Origin of the sequence: Cohnella sp., from assembly GCF_041640265.1 — a bacterium.
Taxonomy (GTDB): domain Bacteria; phylum Bacillota; class Bacilli; order Paenibacillales; family Paenibacillaceae; genus Cohnella.
The window spans coordinates 71807-92474 of sequence record NZ_JBEQAP010000019.1 but is presented as its reverse complement, the minus strand read 5'-3'; the positions used below and the strand labels follow the sequence as shown (position 1 = coordinate 92474).

At 43.1% G+C, this 20668-nt stretch carries 24 protein-coding genes and 1 tRNA gene; 19 read left to right on the top strand and 6 right to left on the bottom strand.

The window, feature by feature from the left end; translation table 11 throughout:
• Positions 1 to 2: 2 nt before the first annotated feature.
• From recF to dnaA, 4 genes are all read right to left on the bottom strand, one after another.
• On the bottom strand, positions 3 to 1121 hold the full coding sequence (gene recF, locus ACESLK_RS15355) for a DNA replication/repair protein RecF (RefSeq protein WP_373230415.1): 1119 nt from the start codon (positions 1119 to 1121) through the stop codon (positions 3 to 5).
• Between the two features lie 24 nt (positions 1122 to 1145).
• Positions 1146 to 1367, bottom strand: a complete 222-nt coding sequence (gene yaaA / locus ACESLK_RS15350) for a S4 domain-containing protein YaaA (protein ID WP_373230427.1) — start codon at positions 1365 to 1367, stop codon at positions 1146 to 1148.
• Between the two features lie 10 nt (positions 1368 to 1377).
• Positions 1378 to 2517, bottom strand: coding sequence for a DNA polymerase III subunit beta (dnaN, locus tag ACESLK_RS15345; protein WP_373230414.1), 1140 nt, complete (start codon positions 2515 to 2517; stop codon positions 1378 to 1380).
• A gap of 148 nt (positions 2518 to 2665) precedes the next feature.
• Positions 2666 to 4018 carry a chromosomal replication initiator protein DnaA gene (gene dnaA, locus ACESLK_RS15340; protein WP_373230413.1) on the bottom strand — a complete coding sequence of 451 codons (1353 nt, stop codon included), beginning with the start codon at positions 4016 to 4018 and terminating at the stop codon, positions 2666 to 2668.
• 477 nt (positions 4019 to 4495) lie between these two features.
• On the opposite strand from dnaA, the gene rpmH reads away from it, so the two are divergent.
• The 12 genes from rpmH to ACESLK_RS15280 all read left to right on the top strand — a co-directional run bounded on the left by rpmH (position 4496) and on the right by ACESLK_RS15280 (position 15466).
• Positions 4496 to 4630: a 50S ribosomal protein L34 gene (gene rpmH, locus ACESLK_RS15335; protein WP_041061995.1), complete on the top strand. Its 135-nt coding sequence runs from the start codon at positions 4496 to 4498 to the stop codon at positions 4628 to 4630.
• A 70-nt stretch (positions 4631 to 4700) separates the two neighbouring features.
• Positions 4701 to 5123, top strand: coding sequence for a ribonuclease P protein component (gene rnpA, locus ACESLK_RS15330; RefSeq protein WP_373230412.1), 423 nt, complete (start codon positions 4701 to 4703; stop codon positions 5121 to 5123).
• A 200-nt stretch (positions 5124 to 5323) separates the two neighbouring features.
• The gene (locus ACESLK_RS15325) at positions 5324 to 6142 is read left to right on the top strand and encodes a YidC/Oxa1 family membrane protein insertase (protein WP_373230426.1); all 819 of its coding nucleotides are present in this window, start codon (positions 5324 to 5326) and stop codon (positions 6140 to 6142) included.
• Entirely contained in the window at positions 6139 to 6756 is a 618-nt protein-coding gene (jag, locus tag ACESLK_RS15320) for an RNA-binding cell elongation regulator Jag/EloR (RefSeq protein ID WP_373230411.1), read from the top strand. The genes ACESLK_RS15325 and jag overlap by 4 nt, the downstream gene beginning before the upstream one ends.
• Before the next feature lie 120 nt (positions 6757 to 6876).
• Complete coding sequence (gene mnmE / locus ACESLK_RS15315) at positions 6877 to 8253, top strand: tRNA uridine-5-carboxymethylaminomethyl(34) synthesis GTPase MnmE (RefSeq protein WP_373230425.1); 1377 nt, start codon at positions 6877 to 6879, stop codon at positions 8251 to 8253.
• 32 nt (positions 8254 to 8285) lie between these two features.
• Positions 8286 to 10187, top strand: a complete 1902-nt coding sequence (gene mnmG / locus ACESLK_RS15310) for a tRNA uridine-5-carboxymethylaminomethyl(34) synthesis enzyme MnmG (protein ID WP_373230410.1) — start codon at positions 8286 to 8288, stop codon at positions 10185 to 10187.
• Positions 10187 to 10942 (top strand): 16S rRNA (guanine(527)-N(7))-methyltransferase RsmG, encoded by a 756-nt coding sequence (gene rsmG / locus ACESLK_RS15305; protein WP_373230424.1) that lies wholly within the window; start codon positions 10187 to 10189, stop codon positions 10940 to 10942. Before mnmG ends, rsmG begins: the two co-directional genes overlap by 1 nt.
• 273 nt (positions 10943 to 11215) lie before the next feature.
• Positions 11216 to 12031 carry a nucleoid occlusion protein gene (gene noc / locus ACESLK_RS15300; RefSeq protein ID WP_373230409.1) on the top strand — a complete coding sequence of 272 codons (816 nt, stop codon included), beginning with the start codon at positions 11216 to 11218 and terminating at the stop codon, positions 12029 to 12031.
• Between the two features lie 31 nt (positions 12032 to 12062).
• Positions 12063 to 12836, top strand: a complete 774-nt coding sequence (locus ACESLK_RS15295) for a ParA family protein (RefSeq protein WP_373230408.1) — start codon at positions 12063 to 12065, stop codon at positions 12834 to 12836.
• On the top strand, positions 12817 to 13671 hold the full coding sequence (locus ACESLK_RS15290) for a ParB/RepB/Spo0J family partition protein (protein ID WP_373230407.1): 855 nt from the start codon (positions 12817 to 12819) through the stop codon (positions 13669 to 13671). Before ACESLK_RS15295 ends, ACESLK_RS15290 begins: the two co-directional genes overlap by 20 nt.
• A 92-nt stretch (positions 13672 to 13763) precedes the next feature.
• On the top strand, positions 13764 to 14939 hold the full coding sequence (locus tag ACESLK_RS15285; protein WP_373230405.1) for an aminotransferase class V-fold PLP-dependent enzyme: 1176 nt from the start codon (positions 13764 to 13766) through the stop codon (positions 14937 to 14939).
• 35 nt (positions 14940 to 14974) lie between these two features.
• Positions 14975 to 15466, top strand: coding sequence for a DUF4446 family protein (locus ACESLK_RS15280; RefSeq protein ID WP_373230404.1), 492 nt, complete (start codon positions 14975 to 14977; stop codon positions 15464 to 15466).
• Here ACESLK_RS15280 and yyaC read toward each other — a convergent pair.
• Entirely contained in the window at positions 15441 to 16061 is a 621-nt protein-coding gene (gene yyaC / locus ACESLK_RS15275) for a spore protease YyaC (RefSeq protein ID WP_373230403.1), read from the bottom strand. The two genes, ACESLK_RS15280 and yyaC, sit on opposite strands and share 26 nt — an antisense overlap.
• Positions 16062 to 16179: 118 nt before the next feature.
• Between yyaC and ACESLK_RS15270 the strand changes: the two genes are divergently transcribed.
• The 7 genes from ACESLK_RS15270 to ACESLK_RS15240 all read left to right on the top strand — a co-directional run bounded on the left by ACESLK_RS15270 (position 16180) and on the right by ACESLK_RS15240 (position 19607).
• Entirely contained in the window at positions 16180 to 16425 is a 246-nt protein-coding gene (locus ACESLK_RS15270) for a putative Se/S carrier protein (protein ID WP_373230402.1), read from the top strand.
• A 20-nt stretch (positions 16426 to 16445) separates the two neighbouring features.
• A complete protein-coding gene (locus tag ACESLK_RS15265; protein ID WP_373230401.1) occupies positions 16446 to 17309 on the top strand; it encodes a mechanosensitive ion channel family protein in 864 nt (287 codons plus the stop codon).
• Positions 17310 to 17349: 40 nt separating this feature from the next.
• The gene (locus ACESLK_RS15260; RefSeq protein WP_373230399.1) at positions 17350 to 17568 is read left to right on the top strand and encodes a DUF951 domain-containing protein; all 219 of its coding nucleotides are present in this window, start codon (positions 17350 to 17352) and stop codon (positions 17566 to 17568) included.
• A gap of 67 nt (positions 17569 to 17635) precedes the next feature.
• Positions 17636 to 17726: transfer RNA gene (locus ACESLK_RS15255), tRNA-Ser, on the top strand.
• 161 nt (positions 17727 to 17887) lie between these two features.
• Positions 17888 to 18922, top strand: a complete 1035-nt coding sequence (locus ACESLK_RS15250; protein WP_373230398.1) for a tyrosine-type recombinase/integrase — start codon at positions 17888 to 17890, stop codon at positions 18920 to 18922.
• Positions 18923 to 19012: 90 nt separating this feature from the next.
• On the top strand, positions 19013 to 19114 hold the full coding sequence (locus ACESLK_RS15245; RefSeq protein WP_373230423.1) for a putative holin-like toxin: 102 nt from the start codon (positions 19013 to 19015) through the stop codon (positions 19112 to 19114).
• A 196-nt stretch (positions 19115 to 19310) separates the two neighbouring features.
• Positions 19311 to 19607, top strand: coding sequence for a hypothetical protein (locus ACESLK_RS15240; protein WP_373230397.1), 297 nt, complete (start codon positions 19311 to 19313; stop codon positions 19605 to 19607).
• A 63-nt stretch (positions 19608 to 19670) separates the two neighbouring features.
• Here the strand turns inward: ACESLK_RS15240 and ACESLK_RS15235 are convergent, their stop codons facing one another.
• Positions 19671 to 20654 carry a tyrosine-type recombinase/integrase gene (locus ACESLK_RS15235; RefSeq protein WP_373230396.1) on the bottom strand — a complete coding sequence of 328 codons (984 nt, stop codon included), beginning with the start codon at positions 20652 to 20654 and terminating at the stop codon, positions 19671 to 19673.
• Positions 20655 to 20668: the final 14 nt, after the last annotated feature.

The window sequence follows — 20668 nt, the reverse complement described above, 5'->3', positions numbered from 1 at the left end:
CATTAACGCAGCAATTGGCCATTCCTCACATGAAAAATGGATGCATCCTTCAAGCGGCTCATGTTGACGCTTTCCAAACCTGTCGTTGTAATAAAAGTCTGCACTCGACTCTGAAACGTCTCAATAAGTTGAGTTTGCCTCGTTTGATCGAGCTCCGAGAGAACATCGTCTAGTAATAACAACGGGTACTCTCCGATTTCTTCATGCATAAGCTCTAGTTCCGCTAGCTTTAATGACAATGCAGCGGTTCGTTGTTGTCCCTGGGATCCAAAGGATTGAACATCTTTGCCATTAATCGCGAATTCTAAATCATCTCGATGCGGGCCGGTAAGCGTCATTCCCCGCCTGAATTCCTGTTCTTTGCTTTGTGATAACTTTAACATAAATTGTCCAAATAAAGAAGAATCATCTTGGTTATCCATTTCAGCTGTGCTGCCAAATGAAGGACGATAAGAAACGGTGAAGAGTTCATTTCCTCCGGTAATGCCTGCATGAATTTTTTCTGCCCATTTTTGCAGCTGTAATATAAAGTTTTTCCTTTTTTTCATCATTTTAACACCAGAGGTCACGAGTTGTTCATTCCATACGTCTAGCATCTCAGGCGATGCTCTACTGGAATCCGTTGATTTCAAATAATTGTTTCTTTGCTGCAAAATTCTCTGATACTGTTGCATATCGTACAAATAACCAGGATGCACCTGACCGATTTCCATATCCATGAAACGGCGGCGTACTCCCGGTGCTCCTTTGACGATATCCAAATCCTCTGGTGCGAATAGCACCACATTAAGCGTTCCTACGAAGCTGCTAAGCTTTCGCTGCTCCAACCCGTTAATTTTCGCTTTCTTTCCCTGTGCAGAGAGTAATAATTCCAGGCTAACATCGCCGTATTTTCTTTGCATATGCGCCCTAATCAATGCCGAGGACTGATTCCACCCGATCAATTCCTTGTCCTTTGAAGTCCGATGAGACTTCGTTAAGGACAAAACATGAATAGCTTCGATCAAATTTGTTTTCCCTTGGGCATTAGGCCCGATAAAGATATTCACGCCGCCTTCGGTCGATAGCTTCAAGGAATCATAATTCCGATAGCCTTGAAGCTCCAACGAATTTAACTGCATAGGAATTCCCTTTCCGGGGAGTCGTTAAGAGGGACGGATACTTATGGTGAATAACCCACAGCCTTCAACCTCAATTTGATCTCCAACTCTTAGCTTACGACCTCTGCGATTATCCGGTTCCGAATTTACCAGCACCTTTTTTTCCTGCAGAAAATGTTTAACTTCTCCGCCTGTGCCGATACATTCTGCAAGCTTCAGAAACTGCCCGAGCGTAATATATTCCGTTGATATCCCGATATTTTTCATCATCTCAGCCTCAATTCGTCGTCCGATAAGGAAGAATCAGATGCAAGCTATTCTCATGATCGTTCGGTCTTATGATGATTGGACTCATCGCACCATTGAATCCAATGAACAGCTCCTCGCTGTCGATAACCTTCAACACATCAAGCATATATTTAGAATTAAACGCGATTTTGAGCGGTTCTCCGCGTATTTCCGTTACAGCCAGCTGTTCCGTTACTTTCCCTAATTCAGAGGAGCTGGAAGAGATTTCAATTCCCCCATTGTCTGTCGTTACAAGGCGTACAATATTCGTTTTTTCCTCACGTGATAACAAATAAGCGCGGTCAATGGATTCGCTTAACGCTTTTGTATTCAAGATTAGTTCTGTTTTGAAGCTTTGCGGAATAATCTTAGAGGTATCAGGATAAGTTCCGTCAAGCATTCTAGAGTAGAACAGAACATTGCCAAGCTTAAATAACACTTGATTATCCGCCACTACAATATCTACCATCACATTCTGATCGGGTACGATTTTCGCCAATTCATTCAGCGTTTTGCCTGATATGACGATATTGGAAAACCGTACATCGTATAATTCGACCGTTGCGGTACGGCTGGCTAATCGATGTCGATCCGTTGCAACGAATTTGTAAATTCCATCTTGTAAATTCCACAAAACACCTGTCAGAATCGGTGTCGATTCATTGGTGGTAACGGCGAATACAGTTTGTCGGATCATATCTCTTAACAGATCTCCCGGCACAGATACAACTTGATCCTCTTGAACCGTTGGCAGTACGGGGAATTCCTCTGGATCTAAACCGACCAATTGAATTTCTGTTGCACCTGATGTAATTAACGTCTGGAAACGTTCGCCTACTTCAATATGAACTTCCTCATGGGGCAGTTTTTTTATGATTTCCACGAAAAATTTAGCTGTGAGCACAACGCTTCCCGTTCTTTCGACGGTTCCGATTGTTTTATTAGGTGTTTCTAGCGGTATAAAGCTCTGAATAGAGATGTCTGTGTCGCTTGCCGTTAGCGTAACTCCGTTAAAGCTGGCATCTACTTTAATTCCGCTAAGAATCGGAATTGTAGTTCTAGACGCAACTGCTTTGGAGACGTGTTGAATGGCGTCATTTAACTCGTTGCGCGATATCGTCAGTTTCATGGGTTCACCTCATCATTTTGTATATTGTAACATGTTTAAATCTTTAAAAGTCGTAGTAGGGGCAGTGAATATGTGGATAACCCCGAAAAAGCTCGAAAATAACGCCTATCCACATGTGGACGCTTTGTGCATAGGCGTTTGTCTTTTTTTACGTTAAATTTTTGATTTTTTCCGTCAAACTGTGGATAATTTTGTAGAGATCTTGATCTACTTTTAGCTGCGAAGAGATTTTCTCATGCGCGTGAATGACCGTCGTATGATCCCGTCCGCCGAAAGCATCTCCAATCTTAGGCAGAGAATAGTCCGTTAACTCACGGGACAGGTACATTGCGATTTGCCTTGGGAAAGCTATAGCCTTCGTTCTTTTACGCGCTTTGAAATCCTCAAGCTTTAACCCGTAATATTCTCCAACTCGCTGTTGAATGTCTTGCATGGTTATAAGGCGATTACGCCCGGTAGGCAAAATATCCTTTAATGCTTCAGCTGCCAAATGCGCCGAAATGTCCTGATTAGTAAGAGAGGAATAGGCCACAATCCGGATCAGAGCACCCTCGAGCTCACGAATATTGGTATCAATCATGTTAGCGATATACATCATTGCTTCATTAGGAATATCAAGATTTTCGGCTTTTGCCTTTTTGCGTAGAATAGCGATCCTTGTTTCCAAATCCGGCGGCTGAATATCGGTGATTAATCCCCATTCGAAACGGGAACGAAGCCGTTCTTCAAGCGTTGGAATTTCTTTAGGAGGCCGATCGCTTGAAATGACGATTTGCTTGTGTTCTTCATGCAGAGCATTAAAAGTATGGAAAAATTCCTCTTGGGTTCCTTCTTTACCAGCCAAAAATTGAATATCGTCAATGAGCAGGACGTCGATATTACGATATTTATTCCGGAAGCTCTCGCCTCGATTATCGCGAATCGCATTAATGAATTCATTGGTGAATTTCTCAGATGATAGATAGAGCACCTTCATATGAGGGTTATGTTCCAATATATAATGTCCGATCGCATGCATCAGATGGGTTTTACCTAAACCGACTCCTCCATACATAAAGAACGGATTATATGATTTGGCAGGTAATTCCGCAACAGCCAATGAAGCGGCGTGAGCAAAGCGATTAGCGGCTCCGATAACGAAAGTATCGAACGTATATTTTGGATTCAATTGATGCATCATAGGTTCTTCTAATGCGGGCTGTCGATTTGTTTGTGTTAAAGGAAATGGGTCAGCGGGTTCAGGAGGCCGCACTTCCTCTATTGTAAATTTAATATCCACAGCTCTGCCAATATATTCAGAAAGTGTCGAGGACACCAGCTTTGTATATCTTGTTTCCAGCCATTCCACCGCAAACGTTGTCGGTGCTGTAACGACGACTACACTGTCGCCGAGAAACGAAGCTTTTGTTGCTTTAAACCAGGTGTCGAAGCTTGGCTTACTAAGCTTTGTCTGGATGACCGACAACACTTGCTGCCAGACTTCATTGTTGCGGTTGTCCACGGGAATTTCACTCCTTTAACCTATGCAAGGACAACAAGAAAGCGGAAAACGACAAGTCGAAAATGATACCTCGACCAGTTATCCACAGAATTCCCTGAATTATTTATAGGGATGTCCACTAATATAGGGGTTTGTTCACAATGTTATACACAGGGTGTTAATAAGTCGGGGATGAAAAGAAGAAATCCACTGGAAAAGTCTTGACTAAGCATAGCAGACAAACCCTCTAAATTCAACGAATTTCACGGTGTTATCCACAATTTCAATAACTTGTGGATGAAAACTGTGCACAGTACTACATATTGTTGATAATATGTGCGGAGCTTCGACAAAACTATATTTAATACCGAAACAAAAGTAAAATTATTAACATGTGTATAAGTGAAATCGATGAGAAACCTAATTTGGATTGACTTTTTTATCATCTCGTGGTTTAATGTTTAAACGTGAGTTTTTTAAGTAAGGGGGTTTTGAATCATGGGTCCTACATTTAAACCGAATGTAAGCAAGCGTAAGAAGGTTCACGGTTTCCGGAGCCGTATGAGTTCGAAGAACGGTCGTAAAGTTCTTCAAGCTCGTCGTCAAAAAGGTCGCAAAGTATTGACAGCATAGTCGTGAAAGACCACTTCGAGTGGTCTTTTTTTCATTATTATCAATTCCGGATAGATGGAGCGGTGTAAGGATGCATAGGAAGCTGCGCCTTCGGAAAAGAGAAGACTTTAATGTGGTCTACCGATACGGACGATCATTCGCCAACTCGCAATTTGTGGTTTACTGGCGAAGGCGCTCGCAGAAGGGATCTTTTCGCATGGGTGTTTCTGCTAGTAGTAAGCTTGGAAATGCTGTCGTAAGGAATCGATTAAGACGAATGGTGAAGGAAATTGTCCGTCTGAATGCAGGAAAGCTGTTGGAGGATACGGATTTAATCCTAATTGTCCGTAAGCCAGCATTATCTCTTCCTTATAAGGAGATGGAAAGCAGCATCCTTCATGTATTGCGTAAATCATCGCTGCTTAAAGGATCAATTCCGAATATGGGAGGATCACAGAAGCCTTCAGGACGAGTAAATTCACTTAAACGGCGAAACGGAAATAAAGACAAATAAGTAAGGGCCAGAAGGACAAGCCTTTGCTTTTCTTTGTCTTTCTTCTTATGGTATAGTGGACATGTGTTGTTAAATGGTGTGGTGGTAGATTTAAGGTTATGAATTTGAGTTTTTATTACGCATGCCGGGTTTTTAGAGGGGAGTTTTCTGTTTTGTTGCGAAATCGCAAATGGTGGACGATTATCGGTGCACTGGCACTGATGACATTATTGGCAGGCTGTACGCCTGCAGCAATTGCAATACCAACGGAACAAATGATGGAAAGTGGTTCTTGGTGGACTAGAAATGTGGTTTATTATTTCTCGCTAATGCTTGATACTTTCGCTGAGTGGTTCGGCGGCCAATATGCATTAGCCATTCTGGTACTAACCATTATCGTAAGGACAATCATCCTTCCATTAATGATTAAGCAATACAAGAATACAAAAGCGATGCAAGCCTTGCAGCCTGAAATGAAGAAAATTCGTGAGAAGTTCAAGGATGATCCGAAGCTGCAGCAAGAAGAGATGATGAAGCTATACCAAACTAATCAAGTTAATCCATTAGCTGGTTGTTTGCCGCTCATCGTTCAGATGCCGATTTTTATCGCATTGTATAACTCGATTTATACAAATGCTAACATTCGCGGGAACGTGGAGATGGGCATCCCAGAGAGCACTTTCTTCTGGTTAAAGCTAGGGGAAGCTGATCCTTACTATATCCTGCCCATCATCGCAGCATTAACGACATATATTCAATCGAAAATGATGGCGGCGCAGCAACCGATGGTTGGACCGATGAAGGGACTTATGTACATCTTCCCGGTATTGATCTTCGTTATGGCTCTCAATTTCCCGGCAGCATTGCCGCTTTACTGGATTTACAGTAATATTTACACGATTATCCAAAACTATTTCATGTATGCGCGTTCCCCTAAACCGATTGTTGATGCTGTTCCAATTTCACTTGGCAAAGTAAATAAGACAAGTGGCAAAGGACCAAAACCAAGAGGCAAGGGCAAGGAGGCCCGTGGCAAATGAAAAAGCTCCTGGCATCAGGAAAAACGATTGAAGATGCAATTCGCAACGGACTAGCTCAATTGGGCGTACAAGAGGATCGGGTGAATGTTACGGTAATAGAGCAACCAAGCAAAGGGCTGTTCGGACTCATCGGAGTCAGAGATGCGAAAGTCGAGTTGGAATTGTTGCCGGATGGCGTGGAAGAAGCAATTCAATTCCTCCGCGAAGTATCGGCAGCAATGGAACTAACCGTTTCTGTTGAACGGGTTGATGAGAATGATGCGGTAAGGATTAACGTTACCGGTTCAGACTTAGGCATTCTGATTGGTCGACGTGGACAGACTTTGGATTCTCTGCAATACCTGGTGAATATCGTGGCAAATCGCCATTCGGATCACCATCTTCGAATCGTACTTGATGCCGAGCAATTTCGTGAGCGGCGCCGTCAAACCTTGGAGGCTTTGTCGGAACGTATGGCTATGAGGGTCATTCGTACACGTAAAGAAATCATGTTAGAACCGATGACATCCCAGGAAAGAAAGATCATTCACGCTCGTTTACAAACTAATCCGAATGTGAAGACTTATAGTCAAGGGGATGAACCAAACCGGCGTATTGTAATTGCTTTGAAGTAAATGAATGAGACCACGCAATGGCTTCCGCAACGTTGGGGGGTCATTGCGTTTTTTATATCACGTCTGTATGCCGTTCCTAATTCGACGGCGCGGCCGGATGAGGTTAGGAGAGGGATAGGCATGATAGAAGACACAATCGCTGCGATTGCTACAGCTTTAGGTGAAGGCAGTATAGCTGTTGTTCGAGTCAGCGGACCAGATGCAGTTAATACAGTAGCAATGGTCTTTAAATCCAAATATAATCTGCGTGAGGCTAAATCCCATACGGTTCAATATGGCTGGATAGTGGATCCGATTAATGAAAGAATATTAGATGAAGTTCTCGTGACGGTGATGAAGGGTCCGCGCTCCTTTACTGCTGAAGATGTGGTTGAGGTCAGTACACACGGCGGTATTGTTGCAGTCAAGAGTGTGCTGGAGGTTATCTTAAGGAATGGTGCGAGACTAGCTGAACCCGGTGAGTTCACAAAGCGTGCTTTCTTGAATGGACGTATAGACTTAGCCCAGGCTGAAGCTGTTATAGACTTGATACGTTCGAAGTCTGATCGAGCTTTCCAGGTCGCGAGAAAACAAGCGGAAGGGGATTTATCTAAGCAAATCATACCCATGCGTCAAAAGCTAATTGAGCTGCTCGCACATGTTGAGGTTAATATTGACTATCCAGAGCATGATGTAGATGAGGTGACGACTGGAGTTATTCGCGAAGATTGCGGTGTTATCCTTAAAGAGGTTGAAGGGCTGTTGGATCGGGCAAATGAAGGTAAGATCTTAAGAGAAGGTATCGTCACAGTTATTGTGGGTCGTCCTAATGCTGGCAAATCCTCCTTGCTTAATGCCCTTGCCCGCGAGAATAAAGCTATCGTAACGGATATTCCAGGCACGACTCGGGACATTGTGGAAGAAAACATTTCGCTTTCCGGCATTCCCCTTAGATTGCTTGATACAGCAGGAATTCGTGAAACAAGCGATATCGTGGAACGTATCGGAGTTGAGCGGTCACATGATGCTCTAAATGAAGCAGATTTGATTCTACTCGTATTAAATCATCACGAGCCCTTACATGAAGATGAACGCAAGCTGCTCAAGCAACTTAAAGAACGCTCAACTTTGATTGTTATTAACAAAATCGACTTACCCGGTCTGTTAGAAATCAATGAAGTTGAGCAAGACTATAATTCAGAACAGATCGTTTATTTATCTGCTAAAGAAGGCAGCGGAATCGAATCGTTGGAGAGGGCTGTATCTGGCTTATTTTTCAGCGGTGAGGTTGAGTCTGGTGATTTAACGTATGTAAGCAATGCACGGCATATCACACTGCTGTATCAGACGAAGAAGTCATTAGAAGAGGCTATTAATGCTTCAGAAGAATCAGTGCCGATTGATTTAATTCAGATCGATATCGCTTCATCATGGGAATCATTAGGTCAAATACTGGGTGATGCAGCTGGAGACTCGTTATTAGATCAGATTTTTTCGCAGTTTTGTTTAGGGAAATAATGAATAATTATGAAAGTAAGGAGGGAAACGCTATGAATTTTCGTGCAGGAGATTATGATGTAATTGTTATTGGCGCAGGTCATGCAGGCTGCGAAGCCGCTCTGGCGGCAGCGCGTATGGGCTGTGAGACGCTTCTGTTAACCATTAATCTAGATATGGTTGCATTCATGCCTTGTAATCCGTCTGTAGGGGGTCCTGCTAAGGGTCATGTAGTACGTGAAATTGATGCGTTAGGTGGAGAAATGGGTCGAAATATTGATAAAACCTTTATTCAGATGCGTATGCTTAATACAGCCAAAGGACCTGCGGTTCATGCACTTAGAGCACAAGCGGATAAAATCTTATATCAGAATATGATGAAGGAAACAATTGAGAATCAGAAAAGCTTAACGTTACGTCAAGGTTTGGTAGAGGATTTAATTGTAGAGGATGGGGTATGTCGTGGTGTCATTACTAAGACAGGTGCAGAATACGGAGCAAAAGCTGTCGTATTAACTACAGGCACTTACCTGCGAGGGAAAGTTATTCTTGGTGAATTAATGTATGAAAGTGGACCGAATAATCAACAGCCGGCAATGAAATTATCGGAATCACTAAAGAGAAATGGTTTCCAATTGGCTCGTTTCAAGACGGGAACACCCCCTCGTGTACATGAGGATTCCATCGATTTTAGCAAAACCGAAATACAGCCGGGTGATCACAAGCCGAAATATTTTTCTTATGAGACAGAGTATATGGCACATTCTGAAACGCAGCTTCCTTGCTGGTTAACTTACACTTCGGAGACAACACATCAGATTATTAATGATAACCTGCATCGCGCTCCAATGTTCTCTGGATTGATCGAAGGAACAGGTCCAAGATATTGTCCTTCTATTGAAGATAAGATCGTTCGTTTCGCTGACAAGCCGAAGCATCAAATTTTCTTAGAGCCAGAAGGAAGAAATACTAAGGAATTTTATGTACAAGGTTTATCTACAAGTATGCCTGAGGACGTTCAATTGGAAATTTTACGTTCTATTCCAGGATTAGAAAAAGTCGAAATGATGCGGACAGGTTATGCCATTGAATATGATGCGGTTGTTCCTACCCAGTTATGGCCATCCTTGGAAACAAAGGTATTACCGAGTTTATTTACTGCAGGACAAATCAACGGAACATCGGGTTATGAAGAAGCTGCAGGACAGGGTGTCATGGCTGGAATTAATGCTGCTCGCAAGGTACAAGGTGCAGAGCCGATTATAGTTGAGCGCTCGAGAGGCTATATCGGAGTAATGATTGACGACCTCGTTACGAAAGGTACGAATGAACCGTATCGTCTTCTCACCTCAAGAGCAGAATACCGTTTGTTGCTGCGCCACGACAATGCAGACTTACGGCTAACACCAATCGGTCATGAGATCGGATTAATTAATGAAGAACGATTCGCGAGGTTTATGAAGAAGAAAGAGCGAGTTGAGGCAGAGATCAATCGACTTAAAGAAACGAAATTCCGTCCGGATGAAGCCGTACAAGCGATGCTTGCGAATAATGGTTCCACTCCGTTACAGAATTCTGTTGATGGACTAACATTACTTCGCCGTCCTGAATTGGGGTATGCACAATTAGAAGCCTTGTCTCCTTCTCCAATTGAGCTTTCCGAGGATATTAAAGAGCAGGTCGAAATTCAAGTGAAATATACTGGTTATATAGAAAAACAGCAGATCCAGGTTGAACGTATGGAACGTATGGAAAAAAAACGCATACCTGAGAATATTGATTATGATCTCGTATATGGTCTTGCCATGGAAGCCAAGCAAAAGCTGGGAAAAATCCGACCTTTATCTATAGGTCAAGCGTCAAGAATATCTGGTGTTACACCGGCTGATCTCTCCATTCTTCTTGTGCACTTAGAACATTATAACCGCGTAACAGCAGCGGCCCACAGTTCATGATGGATCAAATTCAGAGGCAGTTTGTAGAACGAGTAAAGAAGTTAAACATTCAGCTGTCGGAGAGACAGCTTGAGCAATTCGAAACTTACTACACTTTGCTTGTAGAGTGGAACGAGAAGATGAATTTGACCGGCATTACGGAAAGAGAGGCAGTGTATGAGAAACACTTCTACGATTCTCTTACACTGGCTGGCGTTGTACAATTCGACCAACAGAGTTCATTAGCGGATATAGGGTCGGGAGCAGGTTTTCCATCTATTCCGCTTGCTATTATTTATCCTCATCTTCAAGTAACGATTATAGATGCTTTGGCGAAAAGAATTCGTTTCCTTGACGAGGTTACGTCGCAATTAGAGTTTACAAAGGTATTATGTTTACACAGTCGAGCAGAGGACGCCGCTAGATTGAGAGAACATAGAGACCATTACGATGTAGTAACTGCTAGAGCGGTCGCGCGATTAGCTGTGCTAAATGAATTTTGCTTGCCGTATGTTCGTCCAGGGGGACACTTCATAGCCATGAAAGGTACTGACCTTTCAAATGAATTGGATGAGAGTCGTTATAGTGTAATTAAATTGAATGGCAAAATTCAGGATGTCGTGAGATTGACGCTACCTTCCGAAGGCGCTGAACGTCATTTGGTTATTTGCGTTAAGAAGGGACCCACACCTTCTGCATATCCTCGAAAATCAGGAATTCCTCTGAAAACACCTCTCTTGAAACCCATATCCACGACGTCTAATAGAATAGAATAATTAAGCTAATAATGTTCCACGTGAAACATTTTCTCTATAAGAGATCGATGTTTCACGTGGAACATTTTAACTCTATATGTTTATACGCAATTAGGTTAAAGTAATCTATGAAAGTTTTTTCTTAAGCAGGAGAATGCGTGCTGGATAGCGAATATATAAGTTTAGAAGATTAATGTGCCGCATATGCGCCTTAGGCGTGAACTGGCGGCGCTTTTTCGTCGCTATGGACTCAATTATACGACCTATCCTAGTTAATGTGGTGATCCGAGAGAAATGAAAGAACCATTCTCAAGATTACTCGGTTTGTCTGACCGAAGCAATCAAGAAGAAGTTAAACAAATACCTGTTCGTGACATTGTTCCTAGTCCATATCAACCTCGTTCGGTTTTTGACGATGAACGAATTGATGAACTGTGTCAGACCATTAAGACCCATGGTATTATTCAGCCTATCGTCGTCAGGATACGAAATAGCAAATTCGAAATTATTGCAGGTGAGCGTCGCTGGCGGGCGGTTACAAAGCTGGGTATGGATTATATTCCGGCCATTGTAAGAGAAATGAATGATTCACAAGCTGCTTCTGTTGCTCTGATTGAGAATTTACAACGTGAAAATCTAACTTCGCTTGAAGAAGCGATTGCTTATCAGAAGTTAATTGATCTACATCAATTGACACAGGAAAGCCTGGCCCAGCGGTTGGGGAAAAGTCAGTCGACAATAGCCAATAAAATCCGTTTGCTGAATTTAGGCGATCAAGTGAAAATGGCACTTCTTGAACGGAAAATTTCAGAACGTCATGGCAGGGCGTTACTCTCATTACCTAACGAAGAAATACAGAATAAGGTGTTGGGCGAGATCATTGAGAAGGAACTCAATGTTAAGCAGACGGAAACCCGAATTGCTTTTTACTTGGAAGTATCTAAGCCGCAAAAGACCAAAAGATTTTCATTTACAAAGGATGTCAGACTAGCGTTAAATACGATACGTCAGTCTGTTGATATGGTTACAGGCTCTGGTATTCCAATTAAAGCGAGCGAAAAGGATTGTGAAGATCATATTGAAATCATCATTCGAATCCCTAAGCGCTAGTGAGCTGCGATAAATATTGAGGTGAATAGAGTTGTCCAAAATTATAGCGATTGCCAATCAAAAAGGCGGTGTCGGCAAAACGACGACAGCGGTCAATCTTGGCGCATGTCTCGCTTCTTTAGGAAGAAGAGTCTTGATTGTTGATATCGATCCCCAAGGCAACACTACAAGCGGTATCGGAATTAACAAAGCGGATGTTAATTATTGCATATATGATGTGTTAATTAATGAAGTTCATCCTAAGCAGGCTATAGCGGATACAGCCATACCGGATCTTAAGATTATCCCGGCGACGATTCAATTGGCTGGTGCTGAAATTGAATTGGTTCCAACGATGTCCCGCGAAATTAGACTTAAAAAAGCATTGGCACTTGTGCGCAATGATTTTGAGTATGTATTAATTGATTGTCCGCCATCCCTTGGCATCTTAACAATAAATTCTTTGACTGCAGCAGATTCTGTGTTGATTCCAATACAGTGTGAGTACTATGCATTAGAAGGTTTAAGCCAACTACTCAATTCAATCCGTTTAGTTCAAAAGCATCTAAATACTACCTTGCAAATAGAAGGTGTGCTTCTAACGATGTTTGATGCCAGAACAAACCTAGGTATCCAAGTCATTGAAGAGGTCAAAAAGTATTTTCAACAAAAGGTCTATCAGACGGTTATTCCCCGCAACGTACGTCTTAGTGAAGCGCCATCGCATGGGCAATCTATTATTTCGTATGATCCCAAGTCCAAAGGCGCCGAAGTTTATCTAGAGTTGGCGAAGGAAGTGATCTCGTATGAGCAAGCGGCTAGGTAAAGGTTTAGATGCACTGATTACGTCGCTCTCAATTAAGGAAGATGACAAGATTGTTGAGATTCCATTATCTCAGCTTCGAGCGAATCCCTATCAACCTCGTAAAACTTTTGAGGAAGAAGCGATTAAAGAGCTCGCAGAATCAATACGTGAGCACGGTGTTATTCAGCCGATTGTTGTTAGACAAGCCTTAAGAGGGTATGAAATAATAGCAGGGGAAAGACGTTTTCGTGCATCCCAGCTTTTAGCGAATGCAACTATACCCGCTGTCGTAAGAGCTTATAATGATCAACAAGTAATGGAAATTGCTCTAATAGAAAATGTTCAACGTGAGGATCTTAATTCAATTGAAGTAGCGATAGCTTATCAGGCAATTATGAATCAATTCACGCTTACCCAAGAGGAATTATCTTTGAAGGTTGGAAAGTCCAGATCACATATCGCTAACTTTTTACGTTTACTGTCATTGCCTGAGGAAATAAAAGATTATGTTTCACGTGGAACATTATCAATGGGTCATGCTAAAGCGTTAGCGGGTATAAAGGATGAAGCAAAACGGCGTGAGCTAGCAAAACAAGCTGTTGCTGGCGAATGGAGCGTTCGTGAGCTAGAGGAAGCCGTTCAGAAGACAGAGGAAAAAGGCAAAGGCAAAGGTAAAGTGAATACGAAGGCAAAGAAACGCGACCCTTTTCTAGAAGAGATAGAAGAGGAATTGCGTGAAAGATTTCAAACTACCGTTCGTATAAAACCTAACAAAGACAAAGGTAGAATTGAGCTTTCTTACTTCGGGAAAAGCGATTTAGAACGGTTGCTGGAATTGCTAAAAGCAATGGCATAAGAGGAATTGAGATGGCATACCTAAGTTGTAATCTTCCTATGGAACGATTAAACTAAGGTATGCTATTGTTTTGTGAGGAAGGTGAATAATAAGTGGTGGAGAACAAATCAATCATATATTTGGATAATGCTGCGACTAGCTGGCCGAAGCCTCCTGCCGTATGGGAAGCGATGGAACGAAACATGCGTGAGAGTGCAGCAAACCCTGGACGGGGCAGCCATGCAATGGCGGTAAAAGCTAGTAGAGTGTTATTCGAGGCGCGCAAAAGACTGGCTAAATTATTTCGCATCGCCAATCCGAATGATATTGCTTTTACATTAAATACAACACATGCCTTGAACCTTGCGATACAGGGGCTCTTAAAGCCGGGTGATCATGTTATCACGACTACGCTAGAGCATAATTCAGTGAGACGGCCATTAGAAGCCTTGAAGCGAAAGCTCGGCATTGAAGTGACTTATGTTTCAACAGACGTACAAGGTAAGGTGAATATAAAAGAAGTAGAAGAAGCAATTACAAGTCAAACAAAGCTCATTGCAGTAACACATAGCTCCAATCTTCTAGGATCCATTCTGCCTGTTGAAGCACTTGGAGAAATAGCTCGTCGTAAGGGTGTAAAGCTGCTTGTAGATGCAGCGCAAAGTGCGGGAGTACTTCCTATCGATGTTGAAGCGATGGGAATTGATCTGTTAGCTTTTCCAGGACATAAAGGGTTGATGGGCCCGCAAGGAACGGGTGGATTATATATTCATCCAAACTTGGAATTAGAGCCGCTTATGCAAGGTGGGACAGGCAGTAAGTCCGAAGCGCCAGAGCAGCCAAATGTTCGGCCCGATCGCTATGAGGCTGGAACTCAGAACACGGTAGGAATAGCTGGATTGTCTGAAGGAGTGAGCTATGTCCTGAAAGAGACAATACAGGCTATTCATGAAAAGGAGCAAGCTTTAACGTTTGAATTAATGGAGGGACTGCAAAGTATACCGGGGATAACGTTACTTGGTCCTGCTATCGGAGAAGAGAGGACAGCGATCGTATCCTTTCTGTTGAAGGGTGTTGATCCATCTGAGATGGCCTTCTTACTCGATCAACAATTCGGTATTGCTGTGCGGGCGGGGTTCCATTGCACGCCTCTAGGACATGAGACTGCAGGATCCTTCGGCACAGGTGCTGTTCGTGCAAGCCCCGGATATTTTACGGAGAAATCGGAGATCGTATCAATGATTAATGCTGTAAGTGAAATAAACCGGACGCTTAATTCAGGGAGATAAGAGAAGAAGCAAGAGACATAGGGGAGACACAAATAATGGATGCTTGGAATGATGAAGTTGTAATAGCGATTGCTGCAGGGTCGGGATTTCTTATCCTAGTGCTGTTTATCTGGCTAACAGTTGTTACGAGTAAGCTTAGCAAGCTTAAAGTCGCACATAATAAGCTAATAGGAGATACGGGTGTCGGAAACATGGAAGAGATCATGCGTGTACTGCATGATCGACTGAATTCCATTGACCATATTCAGAGTAATCAAGGTACTAGAATGGAGCAGCACGAAAAACGCCTGTCGTCCTTGAAGGGACGAGTTAGCGTCCATCGGTTTAATGCATTTTCTGACTCGGGAAGCGATCTTAGCTTTTCAGTAGCATTCGTGAATGAAGAACAAGATGGAGTTGTCATCACGGGCATTCACGGAAGGGAACAAACGTTCCTGTATGCGAAACCGATCGATAAAGGACAATCTGCATACATGTTAAGTCCAGAAGAGAAGATCGCTATTAATCAGGCATCGCAAAAGGGATAACATTCTGACTACGGGTATTATGTACGGCTTTCAGCAGGCTTTGCGCGATGATCTCCGACATTTTAACGACTAGGTTGAGTCTAGTGTTTTGTAAGACGAAATACTCCATAAAACCTCCGACATTCACAATACCGGTCATATGGATGTCTCCAACAGGCGGCAGCTCCTTGTTAACACCTGCACCTGGGCGCACGGGGCCAGAGCCAACCTGTATGCATCCTACGCTAGATACTTGTCCTAGACAGGCATCTACAGCAATGACAAAGGGTTGTCTGGTGGATCTCATAATTTTCAGCAGCGTATCTCCCAGGTTCATGGCATGAACCGGTTCATCTAATGTTCCATACAAATCAAATAACGAGCTATACTCTCGTGACAAAGCTGTCCCGACAAGCGGGCCTAGTGAATCACCTGTTGAACGATCGGTACCCACGCAGACGATGACAATGCGACGCTCTTGGGGTAAAGCTTCTAGGTAATATTCGAGATTCTGGGATAACCGATTTAAAACTGTTGGCTCGTTAAAAGGAATCTTTAAAGAGAGCGCCGCTGAATCCGGTGCGGAGCCCGGACGTTTCTCCCATGCGCCGTTCATTCGTCCGATTCGCCTCCTACCCTAGTATGCTACTAGTATATGGATGGGAAGGCTCATTTATACTTGCGCGACTAGAAAGGTTTAGATTTATAGGCTTATGTTCAGGAGGAATGGCCCGATGGAATCTCTCTTGATTGCATTTGATTCAACTCAGCAAGCTTTACGTGCAGAAATGCTGCTGGAATATGCGGATATCGAGATCGATATATGTCCTACACCTAAAGAGATTACGGCAGGATGTGCATTGTCCATTGCTTTTCCAAGCGATGAGTTATCTCAAGTGGAACAAATCATCCACTCAGAACATGTTGAAATCCGGGGATTGTTCGAAAAGACGTCCAGCGGCTATGAACAGATTCGTTGAGTTAAAGGAGATTAATACTAATGCGTTCATATCTTCTAATAGATCAAGGCTTGCCAGAAGCTAATCTCTGGGAACGATTCGTTAATCATCTCTGGGATTTGATTAGAGATACTCAGATGTGGACTGCGGCTTCTATGGTACTCCTAAAAATCATCCTGATCATTATTGTGAGCCGCTTAGCCTTAATGGCTGTAAATCGTTTTATAGATCATGTGACAAGCGAGAAGAGATCTAGCCGCCTAAAGCTGCGTACAAGACGTATTCAGACTGTTGGCCGATTATTGAAAAACACAGCGTCGTATACTCTTAATTTCATCGCGGGTTTACTCATTCTTGGAGAATTCCACATTCAAATCACACCTCTTCTGGCAGGTGCTGGCGTGTTAGGGCTGGCAATTGGATTTGGTGCTCAAAGCTTGGTGAAAGATGTGATTACGGGGTTTTTCATCATACTTGAAGATCAGTTTGCGGTCGGGGATACCATTAAGACAGGGGAATTTAAGGGAACAGTTGAAATGATCGGACTGCGTGCGACAAGGCTCCAAAGCCAGACGGGCGAGATACACATTATCCCTAACGGTTTGATAAACCAAGTCACCAACTTTTCAGTTAACCCTTTAACGGTCATTGTTGATATAGTGATAACAAGCGATAGTACAGTCGATGAATTAATGGAGGAGATTCGTATGGTGCTCACCAGGATGAGCGATCCCAATCTTATTGAGCCCCCAGAGCTGCTAGGGATACAGACACTGGCTATGAATCAAGTTACATTACGAGTAACCGCACAGTGTAAGCCGAATACAACTGATAAAGTAACCCGGATAATTAACACGGAATTGAAAAAAGCTTTCGAAAACAGAAGAATGAATGTATCCTCATAGAGAGAGCGATTTATTGTATGTATAGTAGGGGGATCGTGAAATGGAACGGAAAACGTTTGAACTCGGTGACATCGTTCTCATGAAGAAACAGCATCCCTGCGGCGCTAATGAGATGGAAATCATTCGTATGGGAATGGACATCCGGATTAAATGCGTGAAGTGTAAGCACAGTATATTGCTTCCTCGTATGAAATTCGAGAAAAGCCTTAAGAAGGTTCTTAGATCAGCTGCAGATGAGACATCACCTGGTGATGCATAGCAACATGAGAAGACAATTAAATCCAGTTGCAAGCACTCTCTAAATGTGTTATTATTTTTCTTGCTGCGGAGAGGTACCCAAGTGGTCCAAGGGGGTTGACTCGAAATCAACTAGGCGTCGCGAGGCGTGCGTGGGTTCGACTCCCACTCTCTCCGCCATTACTCGAAATAGCCCGGTATATCAACGTTTTCAGTACGTTATGTGAGCGAAAGCCACACGCTTTTATACCGAATTACATACTTTTAAGCGCTAGTTGATTCATATGCGCCTAGATGATTCCCGAACCTCCTACGTTAAATATCGCGTAGGGGGTTTTTATATGGATAAACGTACAGGTAAGAGAACGGTTAATGAGCGCGTTCCGATCGCGGAAGTTGGGTTACCGTCGTACACGTTGGAGGAAGCGGTCGTTTTCGTAATGCGGATTAAACGCGCGAAAAACCTGAAGGAGAAGACAATTAGCGGCTACATTAAGGACATGCGCTACTTTACGGAATGGATGACGGATCAGTATCCCGCAGATTTCCCCGTTAATGACGTAACGGCGGACATTCTGCGCGATTACATACTATGGTGTGCTAACGAAAAAGAATATTACGGTGGGCACCCGTATAAGTCGGAGTACAACAAGGATCGGCGCGGTTTGGCTCCGTCCTCCGTTAACGTCCGTATTCGTGTTCTAAGGACGTTCTTCGCCGTACTCTATGAGGAAGACGTTATCGACCGCAATCCCGCTAAGAACGTGTCCCTGATGCGCCAGGACGTCGATACGGTCGAGCCGCTAACGGAGGACGAGCTCCATCGCTATCTAAAGGCGCCGGATCAACGCCAATGGGCGCAATGGCGGGACTATATCGCGATGATCGTAATTCTAGATACGGGAATGCGCTTAAACGAAATTTGCACGTTAGAGAAGCACGAAATAGACTTCCGGAATAAGTGTATTACGTTGCCAGCCGTGAAAAATAAAAATCGTAAAAGCCGCGTTCTACCGCTATCGACGGAGACGGCGCGCCTAATTAAGCAGCTAATAACGGAGTCTGAGCGTACATTCGAATCGACTTACGTATTCACTACAAATTACGGAGATCCGCTGATCGACAAGACGCTGCAGAAGGCATTCGACAAATATGCGGATAAGGCGAAGCTGGGACGGAATGTTTCACCGCATGTACTTCGTCACAACTTCGCGACAATGGCGGCAGAGAACGGTATGAGCGTATTCCATTTGCAAAAACTTATGGGCCATGCGGAGATAGGTACAACGCGGAAATATGTGCAATTAAGCCAGGAATCTATCGCGGATCAGCATAAGCGGTTTAGTCCGCTGGGGCGCGTATTGAAGCGGAAATAGTTATCCACATATTCACTGCCCCTCACATGTCGTTTGTATTTAATTATGTAGTATACTAATAGAGGACGAGATGGGGAAGGGACGTAAACACTGAAAACAAAGGATCAACTTAATCTATTGATATCATTCGGTGTGTTATTGATTTCTTTGATGGGTCTGGTGGTTTCTATAATTGCACTTACAGTAAAATAGCAACATAAAGAAAAACAGCCCAATCCGCTAAGATAAGGGGCTGCCATTGTAAGGAAAATAAACGCTGTCTCGTCCACCGTGTTAGACCGTTATTAGTAGTAACGGTCTTTCTTTATTTTAATCTTATACTTTACATATGTAAATCAAACGTTTGTTCGCGCAACTCCGCACTTCTCTCGGACTGTGCCGCGCGGTAATGACGCTTATGAAACGCGGAGTCGACATCGTACATTTCCACCGCGATATGACCAACGCGAAAACGTGTCCGGGTAGCGGCGTTGATAAAGCGGAGTTTGTTGCGGCGGTAAAGGCGTATAAGACTGAAAACGTTAAGTCTCCGGACGGGTTATTATTGAACGTAAAGGATGCGGAGAAAATAATCGCGTTACTAGGTGCCGCGTATAATCTTACGGGGGATAAAGAAGCGCGTGCGGAAGTGCATCGCTTAGCGAACGAAGTGCGGCGTGCTGCGGGGATACCCGTTGGAAAATAAATGAAGCCCATCGGATATGTATGCGGATAATACCGCAACGTGTCCGGTGGGCTTTTTCTGCGTTTACGCGAGGTAAGTGTTATTATCCTTGCGATCGCGTTGCTTAAACGGAAGAATGTTAATATCGTGATTATTATCCTGTCCGAAATTCTGCAACGGTGAAAACTTTTTATGCTCGTTTTTGATCTCATCGGAGAATAAGTTAACATACGTCAATACTTGATTTAACGTTGAATGACCAAGCATAGATTGTAACGCGAAGAGTCCGGCCTTGTTTTTAACGCTCATACGGGCAAACGTGTGTCTCAAGGTATGCGGCGAAACTCTAACACCTGTTATTCCCGCCATTTTGCCGTAGTGGTTTAATCGATGCTGTATCTCCCTGCGGCATAAGGGAGCTTCGTCGTGTGTAGTAATGAATAGTTCTGGTGTATGTGAGTTCGATCTAAATTGAAGATATTGAAGCAACAGCTGTCTCATTTTTTCTTGAAAATAAACAAATCTTTCTTTATCCCCTTTACCCCTTACTGTTATCGAGTTCCTTTCCCAATTAATATCACTTACTTTTATTTCAGACATTTCACGGACGCGAACACCCGTCTCTAAAAATAACATAATTAACGTGTAGTCTCTAACTCCTGCGAAGGTGTTTTTCTTTGGTTGCTCAAGAAGTGCAACCAATTGATCTTCATCAAATGTCTGTATAATCTTTCTTCTAAATTTCGGCATTTTCACTTTTTTGAAGGGGCTCACCGATAAATATTCGTCTCTAACAAGAAAATTGAAAAATGCCTTCCAGCCCCTCAAATACGTATGGATTGTACTAATCTGTAGTTCTTCTTCTTCCATCATGTAGAGAATACCGTTTTCTTTAATTTCCTTAGAGCTGATTTCCTGCGGATAAGTTGATTTTCCTTGCTTATCTAAAAGTTGCTGCAATTTTCTTAACTTGTCTCGGTAAAACTGAAGTGTTTCGGGGCTTAGATTTTCGCTCTTTCGATCTTTAATGAATAGGTCTACAGCAATACCAAAAGTTAGTTTATCCACGTTACATCCTCCTG